The organism is Gordonia sp. J1A (genome assembly GCF_055393515.1).
Window position 1 is genome coordinate 2,427,062 of sequence record NZ_AP041607.1, and the last position, 19,638, is coordinate 2,446,699.

At 69.2% G+C, this 19,638-nt stretch carries 17 protein-coding genes; 6 read left to right on the forward strand and 11 right to left on the reverse strand.

Annotated elements, in window-relative coordinates:
• Positions 1-2: 2 nt before the first annotated feature.
• On the reverse strand, positions 3-242 hold the full coding sequence (gene purS / locus ACZ5QD_RS11330) for a phosphoribosylformylglycinamidine synthase subunit PurS (RefSeq protein ID WP_006897306.1): 240 nt from the start codon (positions 240-242) through the stop codon (positions 3-5).
• Between the two features lie 80 nt (positions 243-322).
• Entirely contained in the window at positions 323-823 is a 501-nt protein-coding gene (locus tag ACZ5QD_RS11335; protein WP_039867746.1) for a glutathione peroxidase, read from the reverse strand.
• Positions 824-949: 126 nt separating this feature from the next.
• Between ACZ5QD_RS11335 and ACZ5QD_RS11340 the strand changes: the two genes are divergently transcribed.
• A complete protein-coding gene (locus tag ACZ5QD_RS11340) occupies positions 950-1,384 on the forward strand; it encodes a MarR family winged helix-turn-helix transcriptional regulator (protein ID WP_308128694.1) in 435 nt (144 codons plus the stop codon).
• Positions 1,385-1,396: 12 nt separating this feature from the next.
• Positions 1,397-2,953 (forward strand): DHA2 family efflux MFS transporter permease subunit, encoded by a 1,557-nt coding sequence (locus ACZ5QD_RS11345; protein WP_006897309.1) that lies wholly within the window; start codon positions 1,397-1,399, stop codon positions 2,951-2,953.
• Between the two features lie 76 nt (positions 2,954-3,029).
• On the opposite strand, the gene ACZ5QD_RS11350 is transcribed toward ACZ5QD_RS11345, so the two are convergent.
• From ACZ5QD_RS11350 to purB, 3 genes are read right to left on the reverse strand one after another with little or no spacing between them, the layout of a single operon-like run.
• The gene (locus tag ACZ5QD_RS11350; protein ID WP_278124962.1) at positions 3,030-5,174 is read right to left on the reverse strand and encodes a S9 family peptidase; all 2,145 of its coding nucleotides are present in this window, start codon (positions 5,172-5,174) and stop codon (positions 3,030-3,032) included.
• Positions 5,167-6,063, reverse strand: coding sequence for a phosphoribosylaminoimidazolesuccinocarboxamide synthase (locus ACZ5QD_RS11355; RefSeq protein ID WP_222110996.1), 897 nt, complete (start codon positions 6,061-6,063; stop codon positions 5,167-5,169). Before ACZ5QD_RS11355 ends, ACZ5QD_RS11350 begins: the two co-directional genes overlap by 8 nt.
• A gap of 9 nt (positions 6,064-6,072) precedes the next feature.
• Positions 6,073-7,500, reverse strand: a complete 1,428-nt coding sequence (gene purB / locus ACZ5QD_RS11360) for an adenylosuccinate lyase (RefSeq protein WP_006897312.1) — start codon at positions 7,498-7,500, stop codon at positions 6,073-6,075.
• A gap of 110 nt (positions 7,501-7,610) precedes the next feature.
• On the opposite strand from purB, the gene ACZ5QD_RS11365 reads away from it, so the two are divergent.
• From ACZ5QD_RS11365 to ACZ5QD_RS11375, 3 genes are all read left to right on the forward strand, one after another.
• Positions 7,611-7,871, forward strand: a complete 261-nt coding sequence (locus tag ACZ5QD_RS11365) for a metal-sensitive transcriptional regulator (RefSeq protein ID WP_006897313.1) — start codon at positions 7,611-7,613, stop codon at positions 7,869-7,871.
• A gap of 47 nt (positions 7,872-7,918) precedes the next feature.
• A complete protein-coding gene (locus ACZ5QD_RS11370; protein ID WP_006897314.1) occupies positions 7,919-8,323 on the forward strand; it encodes a DUF302 domain-containing protein in 405 nt (134 codons plus the stop codon).
• A gap of 276 nt (positions 8,324-8,599) precedes the next feature.
• Complete coding sequence (locus tag ACZ5QD_RS11375; protein WP_006897316.1) at positions 8,600-9,559, forward strand: alpha/beta hydrolase; 960 nt, start codon at positions 8,600-8,602, stop codon at positions 9,557-9,559.
• 25 nt (positions 9,560-9,584) lie between these two features.
• On the opposite strand, the gene ACZ5QD_RS11380 is transcribed toward ACZ5QD_RS11375, so the two are convergent.
• The 6 genes from ACZ5QD_RS11380 to ACZ5QD_RS11405 all read right to left on the reverse strand — a co-directional run bounded on the left by ACZ5QD_RS11380 (position 9,585) and on the right by ACZ5QD_RS11405 (position 17,422).
• Complete coding sequence (locus tag ACZ5QD_RS11380; protein WP_278124970.1) at positions 9,585-10,319, reverse strand: LppP/LprE family lipoprotein; 735 nt, start codon at positions 10,317-10,319, stop codon at positions 9,585-9,587.
• A gap of 95 nt (positions 10,320-10,414) precedes the next feature.
• Positions 10,415-11,668 (reverse strand): phosphoribosylamine--glycine ligase, encoded by a 1,254-nt coding sequence (gene purD, locus ACZ5QD_RS11385; protein WP_464366755.1) that lies wholly within the window; start codon positions 11,666-11,668, stop codon positions 10,415-10,417.
• A gap of 79 nt (positions 11,669-11,747) precedes the next feature.
• Positions 11,748-12,920 (reverse strand): low temperature requirement protein A, encoded by a 1,173-nt coding sequence (locus tag ACZ5QD_RS11390; protein ID WP_039867759.1) that lies wholly within the window; start codon positions 12,918-12,920, stop codon positions 11,748-11,750.
• A gap of 120 nt (positions 12,921-13,040) precedes the next feature.
• Positions 13,041-13,958: a LysR family transcriptional regulator gene (locus tag ACZ5QD_RS11395; RefSeq protein ID WP_169317722.1), complete on the reverse strand. Its 918-nt coding sequence runs from the start codon at positions 13,956-13,958 to the stop codon at positions 13,041-13,043.
• A 72-nt stretch (positions 13,959-14,030) separates the two neighbouring features.
• The gene (locus ACZ5QD_RS11400) at positions 14,031-16,154 is read right to left on the reverse strand and encodes an ArnT family glycosyltransferase (protein WP_062366018.1); all 2,124 of its coding nucleotides are present in this window, start codon (positions 16,152-16,154) and stop codon (positions 14,031-14,033) included.
• Positions 16,151-17,422, reverse strand: a complete 1,272-nt coding sequence (locus tag ACZ5QD_RS11405; protein WP_433821648.1) for a bifunctional glycosyltransferase family 2/GtrA family protein — start codon at positions 17,420-17,422, stop codon at positions 16,151-16,153. The genes ACZ5QD_RS11400 and ACZ5QD_RS11405 overlap by 4 nt, the downstream gene beginning before the upstream one ends.
• A gap of 107 nt (positions 17,423-17,529) precedes the next feature.
• Between ACZ5QD_RS11405 and ACZ5QD_RS11410 the strand changes: the two genes are divergently transcribed.
• Positions 17,530-19,626: a RecQ family ATP-dependent DNA helicase gene (locus ACZ5QD_RS11410; RefSeq protein ID WP_464366756.1), complete on the forward strand. Its 2,097-nt coding sequence runs from the start codon at positions 17,530-17,532 to the stop codon at positions 19,624-19,626.
• Positions 19,627-19,638: the final 12 nt, after the last annotated feature.

Here is a 19,638-nt window from a genome sequence, read left to right on the forward strand (position 1 = left end):
CGCTACTCCGCGACGCGGGTGACGTTGAAGTTCTCGATGACCGTGTTGGTCAGGAGCTCTTCGGCGATCCGCTCGAGGGCGGCGTCGTCGACGGTGCCGTCCACCTCCAGCTCGAACCTCTTGCCCTGACGGACGTCTGCCACGCCCGCGAATCCGAGGCGCCCCAGCGCTCCGACGATGGCCTGGCCCTGCGGGTCCAGGATCTCGGCCTTGGGCATCACATCGACCACTACACGCGCCATTCGGGCACTGCTCCTCACACCGATGGTCTCGAATGTCCCACCCACGCGGGCAGAACGGTTACGCGCCTACTCTACCTGGCTCAAGAGGCGTCGCTGAGCGCCGCCTCGATGGCCCCGATCACTTCCGGGGAGCCCGGTTCGGTGCGCGGACGGAAGCGGCGCAGCACCGTGCCGTCGGCGTCGACGAGGAACTTCTCGAAGTTCCATTGGATGTCGCCGGATTCGCCGTCCGCGTCGGGTGTCTGGGTCAGCGCGGCGTACAGCGGATGCCGATCGGCGCCGTTCACGTCGGTCTTCTCCAGCAGCGGGAAAGTGACGCCGTACGTGGTGGAGCAGAAGGTCGCGATCTCGTCGGCACTGCCGGGCTCCTGACCCATGAACTGATTGCACGGGACGCCGACCACGGTGAGCCCGCGGGGACCGTAGTCCTTCTGCAACTGTTCGAGCGCCGTGTACTGCGGAGTGAGACCGCACTTGGAGGCGACGTTCACCACGAGCAGCGGGCCGGGCAGGCCGGCGAGGCTGAAATCGCTGCCGTCGAGGGCACGGACGGGGATGTCTTTGATGTTGGAGTGACCCATGTCCCACAGCCTAAACACCGGTGAGGCAACTCACCACTCATTGCGTTGCAGCAATAGTTGCGCCAGCGTAAGTTCTTCGAGGTGTCCGAATCCGATACTTCCGTCGAGGCCTGCACCCGAGCTCTTGTGGCATTTCTCGAGCGGGTCGCGGCACGCGCCTCCTGCAACACCGTCGACCGCGTGGCGGCCACCGACATGACCCTCTCGCAGCTCCGGATGCTGATGGTCCTGTCCCGCTGCGATCACGACCTGTCGGTGAACGAACTCGCCGACGCCGTCGGCCTGTCGCTCGCCGCGGCCGGCCGCGGGGCCGACCGGCTGGTGGTGCTCGATCTCGTCACCCGCAGGGAGGACGAGTGCGATCGCCGGGTGAAGCGCCTGTCCCTCTCCGATCACGGGCGCGAGATGATCGCGACTCAGTTCCGGATGCGGGACGACGACCTCGCCGACCTCGTCGCCGAGATTCCCGGCGACGTCCGCGGCGACCTCGCCTCGGCGCTGTCGAGCGCACTGGAGGCGCTTCCTCCCACCCCATCCTTCGCCGACTCTTCACGAACCTAGAAAGAGAACCTCATGACCTCATCCCCACCGGGGACCGCGAGCGACAAGCTGGGACGTGACGTCTTCATCGTCGCCGGCGTGGTGGTGCTCGGCGCGATCATGTCGATCCTCGACGTGACCGTCGTCGCCGTCGCTCAGCCCACCTTCATGTCCGAGTTCGACACCACCTCGGCCGGTGCCGCGTGGTCGATGACCGGTTACACCCTGGCGCTGGCCGCGGTGATCCCGACCGCCAGCTGGGCCGCATCGCGTTTCGGCACCAAACGCGTATACATGGCCTCGCTCATCCTGTTCCTGATCGGCTCGGTCCTGTGCGCGATGGCCTGGAACATCGGCTCGCTCGTCGCGTTCCGCGTGCTCCAGGGCTTCGGCGGCGGTCTGCTCATGCCGATCGGCATGATGATCATGACCCGCGCGGCCGGACCCGAGCGCGTCGGCTCGGTGATGGCAGTTCTCGGCATCCCGATGCTGCTCGGCCCCATCATGGGCCCGATCCTCGGCGGATGGCTGATCGAGATCGCCTCGTGGCACTGGGTGTTCCTGATCAACGTCCCGATCGGTGTCATCGCCCTCGTGTACGCCTTCTTCGCGCTGCCCGGCGGCGGCGCCGAGCCCGGCAAGAAGATCGACTTCCCCGGCCTCCTCATGCTCTCGCCCGGTCTGGCGTTGTTCCTGTTCGGCGTCTCCTCGAGCGCCGAGGAGCGGACCTTCGGCACGCCGCGCGTGTACGGCCCGATGATCGTCGGCGCGATTCTGATCATCGCCTTCGTCTGGCACGCCTTCCGCACCACCAACCCGCTGCTGGACCTGCGCCTGTTCCGCAACTCCACCCTGCGCGTATCGGTGATCACGATGTCGCTGTTCGCGATCGCCTTCTTCGGCGCGTCGCTGCTGTACCCGCAGTACTTCATCGTGGTGCGAGGAGAGTCGACGCTGATGGCGGGCCTGCTCCTGGCGCCGCAGGGCCTGGGCGCGATGCTGACGATGCCGATCGCGGGCAAGATGACCGACAAGATCGGTCCCGGCAAGTTCGTCCTCGCGGGCCTGGTCCTCATCGCCGTCGGCGTGGCAGCGTTCATCACGCTGGGCACCGACACCTCGTACTGGTTCCTGTGCCTCGCGCTGTTCGTCCAGGGCCTCGGCATGGGCATGACGATGATGCCGATCATGTCGGCGTCGCTGGCCACCCTGCGGGGTTCGGAGATCGCCGACGGCTCCACTCTGATGAACGCGATTCAGCAGACCTCGTCGTCCATCGGCACCGCCGTCATCACGGTCATCTTCACCACCATGCTCGCCCCGCTGTCGCGGGCGATCATGCAGGCCGGAGGCGACCAGACCAAGACGATGAACGCGATGATCGAGAACGGCGTCGATGTGCGGGATCCCGCCGCGGTCGGCGCGGCAGGCCAGAACGTGATCTCCGACATCGCGTCCACGTACGGCAACACGTTCATCGTGGCGACGGCGCTGGTGGCCCTGACTCTGATCCCCGCCTTCTTCCTGCCCCGCAAGAAGATGGTCGCCGCCGACACCGAGGAGCAGCCGGTGCCGGTCGCGCTCCACTGATCGCGATCAGCCGACCGACAGTGACGCCCCCGGGAGACGGGGGCGTCACTCGTCTGCGGACCCTGCCGGCCGATTGTCAGCCTCGACCGGCCGGCGCCCCCGACTGCTGGAGGATCCAGGCCAGTTCGAAGGCGGTCTCCTCCCACTGCTTGTACCGGCCGGAGACGCCGCCGTGGCCGGCGGTCATCTCGGTCTTGAGCAGCACCGGGTTCTCCGACGTGGTGCACTCCTGCAATCGCGCCACCCACTTCGCGGCCTCGACGAAGAGGACGCGGGTGTCGTGCAGAGAGTTCTCGGCGAGGATCGCCGGATACGGCCGCGGCGCGACGTTCTCGTACGGCGAGTACGACTTCATGTACGCGTACACCTCGGGATCGTGGAGCGGATCGCCCCACTCGTCCCACTCGATCACCGTCAGCGGGAGCGACGGATCGAGGATCGAGGTGAGAGCGTCCACGAAGGGCACCGCGGCGAGTACTCCGTTGAACAGTTCGGGAGCCAGGTTCACCACGGCACCGACGAGCAGACCGCCGGCACTGCCGCCCTCTGCCACCAGGTGGTCCGGCGAGGTCCAGCCCGTGTCGATGAGGTGCCGGGCGACGTCGATGAAGTCGGTGAAGGTGTTCTTCTTGGAGAGCGTCTTGCCGTTCTCGTACCAGAGCCGTCCCATTTCGCCGCCTCCCCGCACGTGCGCGAAGGCCATGACCATTCCACGGTCGAGCATCGACAGCCGTGCCACCGAGAAACCGGGGTCCAGGCAGGTCTCGTAGGAGCCGTAGCCGTACAGCAGCATCGGCGCGGGCGCGGAGCGGTCGAGGTCGCGGCGGAACACCAGCGAGACCGGCACCCGGGTGCCGTCGCCTGCCACCGCCCACTCCCGGACCGCGGTGTAGTCGTCGGGGTCGTACCCGCCGAGCACCGGCTGCCTCCGCAGCAGTGTCCGTTCACCGGTGGCGACGTCGAGGTCGAACACCTCGGCCGGATCCACGTAGCTGGTGTACACGATCCGCAACCGGGGGGTGTCCCACTCGGCGTTGGCGCCGAGCCCTGCCGAACGCAGTTCCTGGGGGAAGGTCACCTCGACGAAGTCGTCGGGCGCCGGGATGCCGTCCACCCGCCGCAGGTCGGCGATGGCCAGTCGCGGCAGCGCGTCCGCCCGGTACGACAGCACGAGGTAGTCGCGGAAGCAGTCGACGTCCTCTATACGGCGGCCGGGACGGTGCGGGATCAATTCCCGGCGCGCGCCGAAGTCTCCCACGGGAACGAGGTCGACCGCGAAGTCGATCGCCTTGACGCCGTCGCGCTCGCCGTTGTGGACGATGACGAACCAGTCCTGGCCCGCGATCCGCGCGTGCTCGACCGAGTAGTCGACTCCGTCGGTACGCCCCGCCACGGACACGAACTCGCCCGTCGGATCGTCCGCACTCAGGACCAGCGCCTCGGACGTCACCTTGGAGCCCACGCTCAGCACGAGGTAGTCCTCGCTCTGCGTGGTGCCGATGCCCACCCAGTAGCGCTCATCGGGTTCGTGGAACACCTGCACGTCCGGCTCCGCCGATCCCACCTCGTGGCGCCAGACGGTGTCGGGACGCCAGGCGTCGTCGACCGTGGAGTAGAAGACGTACCTCGCATCGCGCGACCAGGTGGCGCCGGCCGCGATGCCGGCGATCGTGTCCGGGAGGAGTTCCCCGGTCACCAGATTCCTGATGCGGAGGGTGTAGCGTTCGTCGCCCTTGACGTCGGTGCTGTAGGCGAGCCAGTCGCCTTCGTGGCTCACGGACGTGGCGCCCAGGCTGAAGAAGTCGTGACCTCTCGCCTCGGCGTTGGCGTCGAAGACGATCTCCTCGCCGGGCAGCGCGACGCCCGGAGTCACCTCGGGCGGCGTCCAGTCGTCGGGCGAGGCGATCGGGCAGCGGCAGCTGACGGCGTACTGCTGTCCTTCGGTGGTCCGGGTGAAGTACCAGAAGCGTCCGCTGCGCGTCGGCACGCTCATGTCGGTCTCCTGGACGCGCGACTTGATCTCGCCGAAGATGTCGCGCCTGAGCTGCGCCAGGTGCGCGGTCTCCTGCTCGACGAACGCGTTCTGGGCTTCCAGGTAGGCGATGACCTCCGGGTCCTCCTTGTCGCGCATCCACTCGTAATCGTCGACGACGACGTCACCGTGGTGGACGCGCGGCGTCGGAACCTTCTTCGCGACCGGCGGGGCCACCCGATCAGCCATGCTGGGCGTCCGGCCAATCGGCGAAACTCTGCTGCGAGATCCGTTCGTACGCCTCGATGTACCGCGCCCGAGTCCGCTCGACGACGTCGGCGGGCAGGGCCGGCGGCCGCTGTTCGCCCGTGCGGTCCCAACCCGAATCCGGTCCGGTGAGCCAGTTGCGGACGATCTGTTTGTCGAAGCTCGGCTGCACTCTGCCCGGCTCGTAGGTCGCGGCGTCCCAGTAGCGGGAGGAATCGGGGGTCAGCACTTCGTCGGCGAGGATCAGTGAACCGTCGGCCGCTTGTCCGAACTCGAACTTGGTGTCCGCGAGGATGATTCCGCGCTCAGCGGCCAGCTGGGATCCGCGGCCGTAGATGTCGAGCGTCGCGTCGCGCAGCCGTTCCGCCAGGTCGGCGCCGACCGTCTCGGCCACCTGGTCGAAGCTGACGTTCTCGTCGTGGTCACCCACGGCCGCCTTGGTGGCCGGGGTGAAGATCGGTTCCGGGAGCTTGTCGGCCTCGCCGAGCCCGGCGGGCAGCCGCACGCCGCAGACGGCGCCGGTGGCCTGATAGTCGGCCAGGCCCGAACCGGTCAGATAGCCGCGAGCGACGCATTCCACCTGCACCATCGGCAGCTTCTTGACGACCATCGACCGGCCGACGAGTTCGGCCGGGATGCGCTCGTCGGCGGGTCCGCCGTCGAGATGGTTCGGCACCCCGAGGTGCTCGAACCAGAAGAAGCTGGCCGCCGTGAGAATCCGGCCCTTGTCCGGGATCGGGGTGTCGAGGATGAAGTCGTACGCCGAGATGCGATCGGAGGTGACCAGCAGCAGCGTGGCGTCGTCGATCTGGTAGATGTCACGGACCTTGCCCGACGCGATGTGCCGGTAGTCGGCGAGGGTGGGACGCATGCGGGGCTCCTAGAGAATCGGGGCGGGCGTGTACGCCGCGGCGGCGGGGTTCGCGTCGATCCAGGCCGCGGCATTCGCGATCACCTGGGCGACCTGTGCCTCCGCGGCACCGACGAAGGCGGACTTGTCGGCGATGAGCTCGTCGAGTGCCGCGCGGTCGAGGGGGATCCGGTCGTCGGCGGCCAGCCGGTCGAGGAGATCCGGTTCGCGGCCCTCCTCGCGCATGGCGAGTGCCACGGCGACGGCGTTCTCCTTGATCGCCTCGTGCGCCGTCTCGCGGCCGACGCCCGCGCGCACCGACGCCATCAGCACCTTGGTGGTCGCGAGGAACGGCAGGTACCGGTCCAATTCGTTGGCGATCACCTCGGGGTACGCGCCGAACTCCGCGAGGACCGTCAGGAAGGTCTCCATCAGCCCGTCGATCGCGAAGAAGGCGTCCGGCAGCGCCACGCGGCGGACCACCGAGCAGAAGACGTCGCCCTCATTCCACTGGTTGCCCGCGAGTTCGCCGGTCATGGACGCGTAGCCGCGGAGGATCACCGTGAGACCGTTGACGCGCTCGCAGCTGCGGGTGTTCATCTTGTGCGGCATCGCCGAACTGCCCACCTGGCCGGGCTGGAAGCCCTCGGTGACCAGTTCGTGGCCGGCCATCAAGCGGATGGTGGTGGCCAGCGACGACGGCCCGGCCGCCAGTTGCACGAGCGCGGAGACGACGTCGTAGTCGAGCGAACGCGGGTACACCTGGCCCACCGAGGTGAAGGCGTTCGCGAAGCCGAGATGCCGGGCCACCTCCCCTTCGAGCCGGGCGAGCTTGGCGGCGTCGCCGTCGAGCAGATCGAGCATGTCCTGGCTGGTACCCATCGGGCCCTTGATTCCGCGCAGCGGGTACCGCGCGATCAGCTCGTCCAGGCGGGTCAGCGCGGTCATCAGCTCGTCCGCGGCACTGGCGAACCGCTTGCCGAGGGTGGTGGCCTGCGCGGCGACGTTGTGGCTGCGGCCGGCCATCACGATCGACGAGTACTGCGCGGCCCGCTCGGTGATGCGGGCGAGGGTGGCGACGGCGTGGTCGCGGACGTGGCGCAGCGAGACGAGCACCTGCAGCTGCTCCACGTTCTCGGTGAGGTCGCGGCTGGTCATGCCCTTGTGGATCTGCTCGTGACCGGCGAGCGCGTTGAACTCCTCGATCCGCGCCTTCACGTCATGGCGGGTCACCCGCTCGCGGTCGGCGATCGAATCGAGGTCGACGTCGCCGACCACTCGTTCGTAGTCGGCGATCGCCTCGGCGGGGACGTCGATCCCGAGGTCGCGCTGCGCCTTCATCACGGCGATCCAGAGGCGGCGCTCGAGAACGATCTTGTTGCGCGGCGACCAGATCTCGGCGAGGTCCGCAGACGCGTAACGGTTGGCCAGGACATTGCTGATGGCAGGTTTACCCACGTCTACGCAGTGTAGTGCCCGGACGGGCGCCCCCGGAAAACGACAGTGCACGACAGATACCCCTCGGGGTATGCTGGAGACGGTACTCAACCGGACTCCAGGAGAACAGCATGCGCAGTGACGACGAGTCGACCACGGCCGTACTGAACCGGCTGCGCCGCGCGCAGGGACAGTTGGGCGGCGTGATCGCGATGATCGAGGACGGGCGCGACTGCAAGGACATCGTCACGCAACTCGCAGCGGTTTCCCGCGCCCTCGACCGCGCCGGTTTCAAGATCATCGCCACCAACCTGCGCGAGTGCCTGAGCGACCAGAACGACGACGCTCCCGACATGGAGACCCTCGAGAAGCTCTTCCTCACCCTCGCCTGAACTACCCGCCCTGCCCCGACCGCACCGACCGAACCCCGGAGGAAGACATGAAACTCGCCATCTCCACCACCGTCGACGCCCCGCTCGACGAGGCCGTCGCCCGAACGCGCGAAGCGTTGTCCGCCCAGGGCTTCGGCGTCCTCACCGAGATCGACATGGCGGCCACCCTCAAGACGAAGATCGGCGCGGAGATGGAGGATTACGTGATCCTCGGCGCGTGCAACCCTCCCCTCGCCCACCGAGCGGTGACCGCCGAGCGGCAGATCGGGCTCCTCCTGCCCTGTAACGTCGTCGTCCGCGCCGACACCGACGATCCGGGACGCAGCATCGTCGAGGCGATGAACCCGCAACTGATGGTGACCGTGGTCGACAACCCCGGCCTCGCCGACGTTGCGGACGAGGCGACCGCCAGGCTCACCGCCGCCGTCGAATCGCTGTCGGCCGGCGCCTGAACGAGCAGTAGTCAACGATCAGCAGACACCCCCTGAAAGGACTCGACATGTGTTTCCCCGTCACCTGCGGTAAGTGCGGAAAGATCACTTGGGACGGCTGTGGTGAACACGTCGCCGACGTGATGGGCCCGGTCCCCGCCGACCGCCGCTGCACCTGCCCCGATCCGCGGTCGGCCGCTCACTGAGCCGGCCCGCGTCCGAGCGCCGAGGGCTGGGAGGGACCGCTCGTTCGTCGTCGGAACCGAGTCGCCCCACGCGGTAGACTCGCTTCCCGACATGGTCTTGCGCGATCCCTCCCGCCAATCCGCCGCGACTGTCGCCGACGATTCGGCGACGTCGCGGCGTGCGCTGTCCCGGCGTTCGCTGCTGACCGGGGTCGCCGGGCTGGCCGCGCTCGGCGGGGTCGCGGCCTGCAGCACTTCCGATCCGCTGGTCCCTCGCGATGCCGCGAACGTCGGCGGCGACGACCGACTTCCAGTGCAGACCGATCCCCCGGAGATCCCGAACGATCCGCCCGTACTGACCGGCAGCTTCGTCTCGACGAAGATGGCCGGCCGCGACACCCGGTGGGCGGTGAGCCGCCCCAACGGTGTGACCGGCGAACTCCCGGTGGTCGTAGTGGCCCACGCGCTGAACACCGACGAGCGCAGCATCTTCAGCAAGGCGCTCAACATCCAGGGCGTGGTTCAGCAGTACGTGGACGCGGGGAACCCGCCGTTCGCGGTGGCGAGCGTCGACGTGGCACGCAACTATTTCCACGCTCGCACCGACGGCACCGACGGCGCCGCGATGATCGTCGACGAGTTCATTCCGATGCTGGACGGCGACCAGCGGCTGAACCTCCGGACCGACCGCATCGGTCTCTACGGCTGGTCGATGGGCGGATACGGCGCGCTCCGACTCGGCGCTCTCATCGGCGCACCGCGGGTCGCGGCGATCGCCGTGAGTTCCCCGGCGATGTGGGCCGACCCCGCGAACTTCCCGCCCCGGGCGTTCGATTCCTACGCCGACTACCAGGCCAATTCGTTGTTCGGGCAGCAACACGCGTTCAGCAAGATCCCGCTGATGATCTCGATCGGCATGGCCGACCAGTTCTACACCTACACCCGGCAATGGGCCGCAGACCTGCATCCTCCCGCCGCCTTCTCCACCACGCCCGGCGGACACACCAACCGGTTCTGGCGGTCGGTGCTGCCCGATCAGGTGGAGTTCCTCGGCCGCAATCTCGCGCGCTGATCGAGATCGACGAGCGGCCCCGGCGTCAGACCGAGGGCGGGAACTGGCCGCTTCGAACCACTGCCCCGCCGGACAGTGTCGCGGTCACATCGGTCGGACCGCCCTGCGGGCAGCAGAACGGATCGTCGTCGCGCAGCCACCGGTACCGGACGGTGACCGAGTTCAGGGTGTCGCCGGCGACCGAGGTGTACGAGTACTCGTGCGGCTCCACGGTCCCCAGATACTGGCCGCCGGCGAACAGCAGAACCCTCGAGGTGTAGGTGGCGTCGTTGAATCCGCTGCCGTCCACGAGCATCCAGTCCAGTCCGCAGCCGTGCGCCAGCGGGTGCTCGCTGGCACCCCGCGGCACCCACGATCCGCCGTTCGAGTCCGGTCCCAGCGTCGCGATCGCATCCCGGGCGAGCGCCGAGTTCAGGTCGAAGCACAGCCCGTGACCACTGCCCGGCCGGCCGGCGTCGGTATCGGAATCGGTATCGGCGACCGATGTGGTCTGGGCGACGGGCGTGCTCCGGACGTCCCGGTCGGACCCCGCCGGCGGCTGCACGCCGGGTTCGTCGACCGTCTCCTGCTGCTGTGCGGTCGGCTGCTGTGCATCCGGCTTCGGGGCGGAACCGTGTCGCGACTGGCTCGGCACCGTCGACTCCGCGGTGGTCGCAGAGCGTGCCGCGTCGGTCGCCGTGCCGGCGGTGGTGCATGCGGTCAATGCCAGGCCGAGCGCCGCCACCGCGGTCACCCCTCGCACCGATTGACTGATCCTCATCGTCGCCTCCCTCGAATCTCCCGACCTCACGGGATAGATCGACGGCATGCGAAGCGGCGTGACCCCGCGTCATTCGGGCGGTGGACGCGGCGCGATCAGATGGAGATGAGTCCGTCTTCGGCGGCCTTGCCGATGTCGGTCCGGAAATGCGCGCCCGGCAGCCGCACTCCGGCCAGCCGCTCGTAGGCCTGCGCCCGCGCGGACGCCAGATCGGCGCCGCGGCCGACCACCGACAGCACACGCCCCCCGGAGGAGACGATCCGACCGTCGGCGGAGACCGCTGTTCCCGCATGCAGCACGCCTTCGGCTGTGGCGCCGGTGATCGCGTCGCCGGTCCGGGGGCGGCCCGGGTAGTTCTCCGCCGCGAGGACCACCACCACGGCCGCACCGTCATGCCACCGCACCGGCGGCAGATCGGCGAGCGTACCGCGAGCGGTCGCGGCCAGCGCCTCGCCCAGCGGCGATTCGAGCAGTTCGAGCACCGCCTGTGTCTCGGGGTCGCCGAAGCGGCAGTTGAACTCGACCACTGCGGGCCCGTCGGAGCCGATCGCCAGGCCGGCGTACAGCAGACCGGAGAACGGCGTGCCCCTCCGGACCAGTTCCGCGGCGACGGGTTCGCACACCTCGTCGACGATCCGATCGACCATCGACTGCGGCAGCCACGGAAGCGGCGTGTACGCGCCCATTCCGCCGGTGTTGGGTCCGGCGTCGCCGTCGCCGACGCGCTTGTGATCCTGCGCGGGCAGCAGCGGGACCACCGTCTCACCGTCCACCAGGCAGAACAGCGACACCTCGGGACCGTCGAGGAAACTCTCGAGCAGCACCGGATGTCCGTGTTCGAGGCAGTCGGCCGCGTGGGCACGCGCCGCATCGCGGTCGGAGGTCACCACGACGCCCTTGCCTGCGGCCAGACCGTCGTCCTTCACCACCCAGGTGGGACCGAAGCGGTCCAGCGCGGCATCCAGGTCGGCGGGGTTGTCGACGATCTCCGCTCGGGCGGTGCGCACGCCCGCCGCGGCCATCACGTCCTTGGCGAAGGCCTTGGACCCCTCGATCTGCGCGGCCGCGGCACTCGGACCGAAGGTGTCGAAGCCTGCTTCGCGCAGGGCATCGGCCACCCCGAGGACCAACGGGACCTCGGGGCCGATCACCACCAGATCCGCGTCGATCTCCCGAGCCAGTGCCACGACGGCGTCGGCCGACGCGACGTCGACGGAGTGGTTGGTGGCCAGCGCGGCCGTACCGGCGTTGCCGGGCGCCGCATGCAACTGCGTCACCGACGGATCGCGGTCGAGTCCGAGGAGAAGGGCATGTTCGCGGCCGCCCGAGCCGATCACGAGTACGCGCACGCCGTTCAGGGTAGTGGGTCCGGCCCGACGGCGATGCCACCGCCCGGCGACGGGGGCGCGATGCCGTCGACCGGGTGGATCAGCGTCGGCGAGCCGACGCCTCCACCAACAGCAACGGCAGGACCGGAGTCAGGCACCCCACCACCACGCAGGCGAGCAGCCCCACGCCGGACACGGCCAGCACCCCGCCGGCGATGAGCGGCACCGACGCCGCGAGGAACAGCGGGATCAGCAGCCGGTCGGCGCCGGCCAGCAGATAGAACATGACGATCGTACCCAGGCAGAACACCGCCAACGGCACCGCGACGGCACCGTAGACCGCAGCTTGGGAGATCTCGGCCTCGCCCTCCAGCCACATCGCCACCACGTGCAGGCCGGCGCCGACGGCCGCGCAGCCGATGACGATCGGCATGCTGCCGTAGCCGAAAACGAAGGCCATTCCCGGCCGCGCCGCCAGCGGGCGCCCCACCTCGAGTTGGAAGTACAGCCACCACATGGCGAACGTGACGCCCATCGCTGTCAGGCCCAGCACCGCGGTCTCCGTGCTCCAGCCGGTTCGTCCGATGACCGCCTGCAACACCGCGACCGTCCCGACCACACCTTCGCCGAGGGTGATCACCACCAGCGTCGAATACCGTTCGACGATGTGCCCGGGGTGCCAGGGAGTGGCCCGGAACCGCGTCTCGGCGATCGCGGGCCCCAGCAGTTCGGCCACCATGCACACCGCGATCGCGATGAGCGTGGGCCCGAGCGTCATCGAGACCGCGGCGACCGCCACCCAGCCCACCTGCGCGACGGTCGTCATCAGCGCGTACGTCAGACACGTGGCGCGGTATTCGGGAGCCTGTACGGCCGCCCGCAGCCACTGCACGATCATTCCGGCGCGCATCACGATGTAGCCGATCACCACCACCGCGAGGTCGACGTGGCGGTTCGCGTCGATCGACGCGAACACCGGCGGCAACCCGATCGCGATGATCGCCACGCCGACCATCTGCACCAGTGTCAGCAGCCGGTACACCCAGTCGTCGGTGTCGAAGGCGGAGGAGAACCAGGCGAAGTTGATCCAGGCCCACACCGCGGCGAAGGTGGCGATGGCGTAGCCGATCACGGCCGCACGGTAGTGCCCCTCGGCGAGGTACTCCGCCAATTGGGCGCCCGCGATCGAGAAGGCGACGACGAAGACGAGGTCGTAGAAGACCTCCAGATCGCTGGCGGCCCGGCCGTCCTCGGCCGGATCGCGTCCGGACATGCGCCGGATGGTGGTCGACACGCTCACGTCGAACACCGTAGAGCCCACCGCATCGGGGGCCAAGGAACCGGCGGAGCGACTGCGCGCCGCGCGCGGTCGCCCCCGCATCCGCCGATCGCGCTACTGCGTCACGTTCTCCTGGTACCCGGTGATCCGATCCACCAGGAGTTCGGCGAACCGGAGCAGTGGTGGGCGAGCCGCGAGCGCGGGTTCGCCCGCGGCGAGGAACACCGTGCTGCTCGGCGGGTCCCGACGGCGGTCCAGTCGCACCAGGGCCCCGCTCCGGACCTCCTCGTGAACCAGATAGCTCGGCAGGACGGTGACGCCGAGCCCGGCGAGCGCCGCGGCCTTCATCGCCACCAGATCGGGCAGGACGATCGTCGGATCGAACCGCGGATCGACTCCGAACACCGTGTTCCAATACCGCCGCAGCAGCGGGAGGTGATCGTCGTAAGCGATCAGACCGGCCGCATCCAGTTCGGCGGGCGGCTCGGTCCCGTCGGTCAGTCCCGGTGCCGCGACCAGCCAGAACCGCTCCCGGGCCACCGGCCACGCCCGGACTCCGGCTCCGGTCGGCCGGATCCCGGAGACCACCGCGAGGTCGAGCCGCCCGGCGTCGAGTTCGGCAAGCATCCGCCGCGAATCACCGAATTCGAAGGCGATTCGCGGCAGACGCACAGTGTCGCCGGCGAGCGCCGGAAGCAACTGCTCGGTGACGAACTCGCACGGTCCGCCCAGCGAGACCATGAGACCGCCGGTCGGAGACCGACGCAGATCACCGGCGATCAGGCGGTCGATCTCGTCGAGATGCGTCGCGATCTGTGCGGCGATCTCGTGAGCCGCGACCGTCGGCACCGTGCCGTCGGCGCTCCGCTCGAACATCCGGACGCCGAAATGGTCCTCGACCAGGTGGATGTGGTTGGCGACCGTCGGTGCCGAGACCCCCAGGTGCCGAGCGGCCGCATGAAACGACCCCGACCGGTACACGGCCAGCATCGTGCGCAGGTGATCCTGCGAGAGGCGTCTGGTGGACGACACACAACCATCGTCCCACCCGGGCGAGAAGAACGACGGTGCTCCGGCGACGCGGCGTCCCCGGAGCACCATCGGTCAGTTCTTCGGCGACGTGAGGTCGTAGAGAGTCACACCGTCGACCGTCGTGGCGGTGAAGTGCTCCTTGACCCACGAACTGATCTCCGACGACGTCCCGCTCTCCCCCATGCCGGGCATTCCGCCGAAGCCCTCACCCCCGCGATCACCCCGGCCGCCCGAGATGAAGTAGTGAATCCTGCCGTCGGCGACGTACTGCTTGAACTGGTCCAGGGTCGGCGACGGGTCGGTCCCGTTGAACCCGCCGATCGGCATCACCGAGTATCCGCTGGCGATCTGATAGCCGGAGGCCTCGTTGGAACCGATGGCCGCCGCGACCCACGTGTACCGATCGGCGTCGTTCCGCAGGACCGCGACCATCTCGTCAGACGGCGTGGATCCGTTCAGCAGGCCGCCCGCCGGTGAGGCTCCGGGACCTCCGCCCGCCTGGCCCGGGGCGCCCATGCCCGGCGCACCGCCCATGCCGGGGAATCCGCCACGTGCACCGGCCTGCGTCCGGCCCGCTCCCGGTGGCCCGAACGCGCCGTTGAACCGGCCGTGCCGACCGTGCCCGCCCCCCGGCCCGAATTCGCCTTCGACCTGGGGACCGGCGCTGATGATCGAGCCCTGCTTAGCCGTGGTCACCGTGTCGACCGTGTAGGCGAGCGGACCCGCCAGGCCGGCGAGAACCGCGAGCGACGCTGCGACCGCGGCGAGCACGCCACGCTGAGCCCCCAGCATCAGCGCTCCCGCGACGATCCCCACGACGAGGACGACGAACCGCAGCCACGGGACGAAATCGGCCGAGCGGTTCAGCAGCACGAATCCCCAGATCGCCGCGGTCCACGTCGCGGCGGCCAGCACCAGCCGAACCCACAACGCGGCCCGTTCGCGCCAGCACACGACCGCCGACACCGCGATCACCGCCGCCAGAGCGGGAGCGATGGCCGCCGTGTAATAGCTGTGGAAGATGCCCGCCATGAAGCTGAAGACGCCGACCATGATCAGCATCCACAGTCCGAAGACGCTCAAGTAGGCACGCCGCAGATCGGTACGTGAGGCCCGCCCGATCAGAACCAGCGCCGCCACTCCCAGAATCAGGGACGACGGGATCAGCCAGGCGATCTGACCGCCCTGCGCCGGCTCGAACATCCGGAGCCAGCCGGTGGAGCCCCACATGCCGCCGCCCGGGCCGCCGGCGCCGGGACCCCCCGGACCGCCCTGGCCGAACATCTCGGCTGCCGCGCCGCTCATCTCGCGAGCGCGTCCGCCACCGCCCACGCTGCCCTTCTCGTTCCCGTCGAGCCGGCCGAGACCGTTGTAGCCGAACGTCAGCTCGAGGATCGAGTTGTTCTGCGAACCGCCGATGTACGGACGGCTCGACGCCGGCCAGAGCTCCACGGCCAGGACCCACCAGCCGGCACTCACGATCAGCGCACCCAGTGAGGCGAACAGATGCCCGATGCGACGCAGCCACCGTCCGGGACCGAACGCCAGGTAGGTCACGGCCATCGCCGGAACGATCAGCATCACCTCCAGCTGCTTGGTGAGGAAACCGAATCCGACCGCCGTGCCTGCCGCGACCATCCACCACACGCTCTTCGCGCCGGGCTCCATCGCGCGCAGCACCGCGCCGCACGCCGCGATCATGAGCAGGATCAGCAGGGCCTCGGGGTTGTCGAACCGGAACATCATCGCGGCCACCGGGGTCAGCGCCAACACGGCGCCCGCACCGATGCCGGCCCAGTGGCCGAAGTAGCGGCGGGTGATGAAGTACAGCAGCGCCACCGACCCGACACCCATCAGTACCTCGGGGACCAGCACCGACCACGAGTTGAGGCCGAAGACTCGCACCGACAGCGCGGGGATCCACAGGGATGCGGGCGGCTTGTCGACGGTGATCGAGTTCGCCATGTCGGACGATCCGAAGAACCACGCCTTCCACGACTGCGAACCCGCCTGGATCGCTGCCGTGTAGAAGGAGTTCGCCCAACCGTTGATCGAGAGATTCCACAGGTAGAGGACGGTGGTCCCCACCAGCAGCGCCGCCAGCGACAGCCGGCGCCACAGCGCACTGCGCGTCCGGTCGGGATCATCGGGCAGGGGTTCGGCCGGTTGCGGCCGATCGAGGACGGTCGCAGTCATGCGGCACTCCGTTCGATAGAGGTCTGCTCGGCCGGCGCCGCGACGGAGGGGCGCCGGCGGAACACCCACCGCAGCCCGACGAAACGTGTCGCGGTGGCGACGAGGTTGGAGGCGACCAGGACGGTCAGTTCCAGTGCGCGGCCGGCATCCGGGTTCCAGCGGTGCAGCGCGAAGAGCGAACCCGCCGTCACCGCCCAGCCGAAGAGGAACACACCCCACCCGAACAGGTGGTGCCGCGCCCGGTCCTGGCGCCCGCGGACGCCGAAGGTGAAGCGGCGGTTGGCCGCGGTGTTCAGCACCGCGGTGATCGCCAGCGCCAGGAAGTTGGCGGCCTGTGCACCGGCCGGCCGCAACAGGAGATACAGAAGCGCGAACGCCACCGTCGACACCAGGCCGACGGCGCAGAACCGGGCCAGCTGACCGACCATTCCGTGCGGCACACCGTCGATCACCGGCCCCGGCAATCGATCCCGTCCGAGTGTCTTGCGCAGTTCGGCCACCGGGATCCGACCGGTGGCGAGCGCCCAGCCGACGCGTGCGCACCCGCGCAGATCGGCGATCGCGGTGGCGACGATGTCGACTGAACTGTCGGGATCGTCGATCCAATCCACCGGAACCTCCGCGATTCGCAGACCGACGCGTTCGGCGAGAACCAGCAGTTCGGTGTCGAAGAACCATCCGGTGTCCTCGACGTACGGCAGCAGTCCGCGGGCCACATCGGTGCGCATCGCCTTGAAGCCGCACTGCGCGTCGGAGAAGCGGGCGCCCATCGCGGTGCGCAGGATCAGGTTGTACGAGCGCGAGATGAACTCCCGCTTGGCGCCCCGGATCACCCGGGACGAGTGCGACAGCCGAGTGCCGATCGCGATGTCGGAGTGCCCCGAGATCAAGGGGGCGATGAGCGGCATCAGCGCATTGAGGTCGGTGGAGAGATCGACGTCGCAGTACGCGACGATCTGAGCGTCATTATCGCGCCAGACGTGGTTGAGCGCCCGCCCCCGCCCCTTCAAGTCGAGGTGGACCACGCGAACGCCCGGGATCTCCGCCTGCAGTCTCAGCGCGATCGCAAGAGTCGAGTCCGTACTCGCATTGTCGGCCACAGTGATCCGCGCCGGATACGGCACGCTGTCGGCCAGATGGCGGTGCAGCCGGCGAACCGACTGCTCCAGATCGTCTTCTTCGTTGTAGACCGGCATCACCACATCGAGGACCGGTCGGTCGGGCACCGACTCGCCCTCGGTCGATGCCCGGCTCAGAACTTCTGTCATGGCTACGAGAATCGTGCGGTTCGCTCCCGCGGCCCTGGGCCACTGCTGGGAGATTCCTGTGGATGACGGAGTCGTTACAGTCCGGGAGCGGCGATACATTGGGCGCCATGGTCACGTCCCCACCGCAGCAGCTCACTCCCCCGCAGCGGGAGATCGCCGATCAGGTCATCACCTCGCTCGCCGGCCCCGACGCCCGGCTGCGGGCGGACCAGGAGACTGCGGTGGCAGCCCTGGCCGCGCCCGGCGCCCGCGTGCTCGTGGTGCAGGCCACCGGCTGGGGCAAGTCCGCCGTGTACTGGGCGGCCACGGCCGTCATCCGTGCGGCCGGCGGCGGACCGACCCTCATCGTCTCGCCACTGCTGTCGCTGATGCGCGACCAGGTGGCGGCGGCCACGCGCGGCGGACTGCGTGCTGCCACAGTGAATTCGGCGAATATCGACGAATGGTCGGCCATCGAGGGCGCGTTGCTCGACGGTTCGCTCGACGTACTGCTCGTGTCGCCCGAACGGCTCGCCAATCCGGGTTTCGGTCGCCGCGTGCTCGAAGCTCTCGCCGGGCGGCTCGGCCTGGTCGTGATCGACGAGGCCCACGCCATCTCCGACTGGGGACACGATTTCCGTCCCGACTACCGGCGCGTGTCGGACGTGCTGCAGCGGCTGAATCCGCAGACCTCCGTGCTGGCGACCACTGCCACCGCCAACGCCCGCGTCACCGACGACGTCGCGGCGCAGCTCGGCGACGCCACGCTTGTCCTGCGCGGCCCGTTGGCACGGAAGTCATTGCATCTCAACGTGATCGATGGACTCGACCCACTGCAGCGGTACGCCTGGGTGGCACAGGAACTACCGATGCTTCCCGGTTCCGGAATCGTCTACGTGCTCACCGTCGCGGACGCCGATCGCCTTGTCCGGGCGATCCGCGCCGTCCACGGGGACGAACTCGCGGTCGCGGCCTACACCGGCGGACTGCCCGCCGAGGAAAGGCATCGCCTCGAAGACGATCTGCTCGCGGGCCGCGTCAAAGCTCTCATCGCGACGTCGGCGCTCGGGATGGGTTTCGACAAACCGGATCTGGGGTTCGTCGTGCATGTGGGAGCCCCGCCGTCTCCGGTCTCGTACTACCAGCAGGTGGGCCGTGCCGGCCGTGCGCTCGACGAGGCGGTGGTGATGCTCCTCGCCTCCCGGCTCGACGACGCGATCTGGGAGCATTTCGCCACCGCGACGATCCCCGACCCGGCGCGCATGGAACGACTGCTGCAGACGCTGGGCGACACCGACGGCCCGATGACGGTCCCGGGCCTGGAGTCCGCGACCGGTATCCGCCGCGGCCGCGTGGAACTGATGTGCAAACAGTTGGCGGTCGACGGAGTGGTCGAGCGATCGAGCGAGGGGTGGTCGGTCACCGGGAAGCCCTGGGTGTACGACGCCGAGCACTACGAGGGCGTCCTCGCCGTCCGGCGTCGCGAGGCCGACATCATGCGCACGTTCATCCGCGGCGAGAAGTGCCTCATGCGTCTGCTAACCGAGTCCCTCGACGATCCTCGCTCCCAGGACTGCGGGCGCTGCTCGGTGTGCCGGGGCGAGATCACCCCCGGGCTCGCCGAGGCACCGGAGACCCGGATCGTCGCCGAGGTCGGAGCCGTGCTGCGGCGCGACGCCGAACTCCTCGAACCCCGCAAGATGTGGCCGGGCGGCGCCTTCGGCAGCCGCGGCCGGATCCCGCCCGGCGCCATGGCCGAACCGGGACGGGTGCTGGCCTTCGCCGACGCACCCCAGTGGCGCGATGTCCTCGACGCCGCGAAGGCGGGCGACTCGGAGGCGTCGAGCGCGCTCGCCGAAGCCGCCGTGACCGTGGTCGCGCAGTGGGGACGGTCGTCGGGAGTGCGGCCGGACGTGATCTACTCGCTCGACCTCACGGGCGGCACGCTGGCCGCTACCCTCGCTCAACGACTGCGCGAGGTGGGCCTCCGCACCGGCGACGCGCTCCCGGTGCGGCCCGGCCCGCGGCCCGGCCGAGAGGCCACCGGCGCGGACGAGGCGGCGTACTGGCGCGATCACCTCGGGCCCATGCCCGCTGTGTCGGGCGCGGTGCTCCTGGTGATCGACGAGACCGGGTCCGGCTGGCCGGTCACCCTCGCCGCCGCGGCACTGCGCGAGTCCGGGGCCTCCGCCGTCCTGCCGCTGGTGGTCCACAAGACCGCGTGAGGCGCGGCCGCG

Coding starts and splice junctions, on each gene's coding strand:
- purS (WP_006897306.1), bottom strand. CDS start 242: ATGGCGCGTGTAGTGGTCGATGTGATGCCCAAGGCCGAGATCCTGGAC.
- ACZ5QD_RS11335 (WP_039867746.1), bottom strand. CDS start 823: ATGGGTCACTCCAACATCAAAGACATCCCCGTCCGTGCCCTCGACGGC.
- ACZ5QD_RS11345 (WP_006897309.1), top strand. CDS start 1,397: ATGACCTCATCCCCACCGGGGACCGCGAGCGACAAGCTGGGACGTGAC.
- ACZ5QD_RS11350 (WP_278124962.1), bottom strand. CDS start 5,174: ATGGCTGATCGGGTGGCCCCGCCGGTCGCGAAGAAGGTTCCGACGCCG.
- ACZ5QD_RS11355 (WP_222110996.1), bottom strand. CDS start 6,063: ATGCGTCCCACCCTCGCCGACTACCGGCACATCGCGTCGGGCAAGGTC.
- ACZ5QD_RS11365 (WP_006897313.1), top strand. CDS start 7,611: ATGCGCAGTGACGACGAGTCGACCACGGCCGTACTGAACCGGCTGCGC.
- ACZ5QD_RS11370 (WP_006897314.1), top strand. CDS start 7,919: ATGAAACTCGCCATCTCCACCACCGTCGACGCCCCGCTCGACGAGGCC.
- ACZ5QD_RS11375 (WP_006897316.1), top strand. CDS start 8,600: ATGGTCTTGCGCGATCCCTCCCGCCAATCCGCCGCGACTGTCGCCGAC.
- ACZ5QD_RS11380 (WP_278124970.1), bottom strand. CDS start 10,319: ATGAGGATCAGTCAATCGGTGCGAGGGGTGACCGCGGTGGCGGCGCTC.
- ACZ5QD_RS11390 (WP_039867759.1), bottom strand. CDS start 12,920: ATGTCCGGACGCGATCCGGCCGAGGACGGCCGGGCCGCCAGCGATCTG.
- ACZ5QD_RS11400 (WP_062366018.1), bottom strand. CDS start 16,154: ATGACTGCGACCGTCCTCGATCGGCCGCAACCGGCCGAACCCCTGCCC.
- ACZ5QD_RS11405 (WP_433821648.1), bottom strand. CDS start 17,422: ATGACAGAAGTTCTGAGCCGGGCATCGACCGAGGGCGAGTCGGTGCCC.
- ACZ5QD_RS11410 (WP_464366756.1), top strand. CDS start 17,530: ATGGTCACGTCCCCACCGCAGCAGCTCACTCCCCCGCAGCGGGAGATC.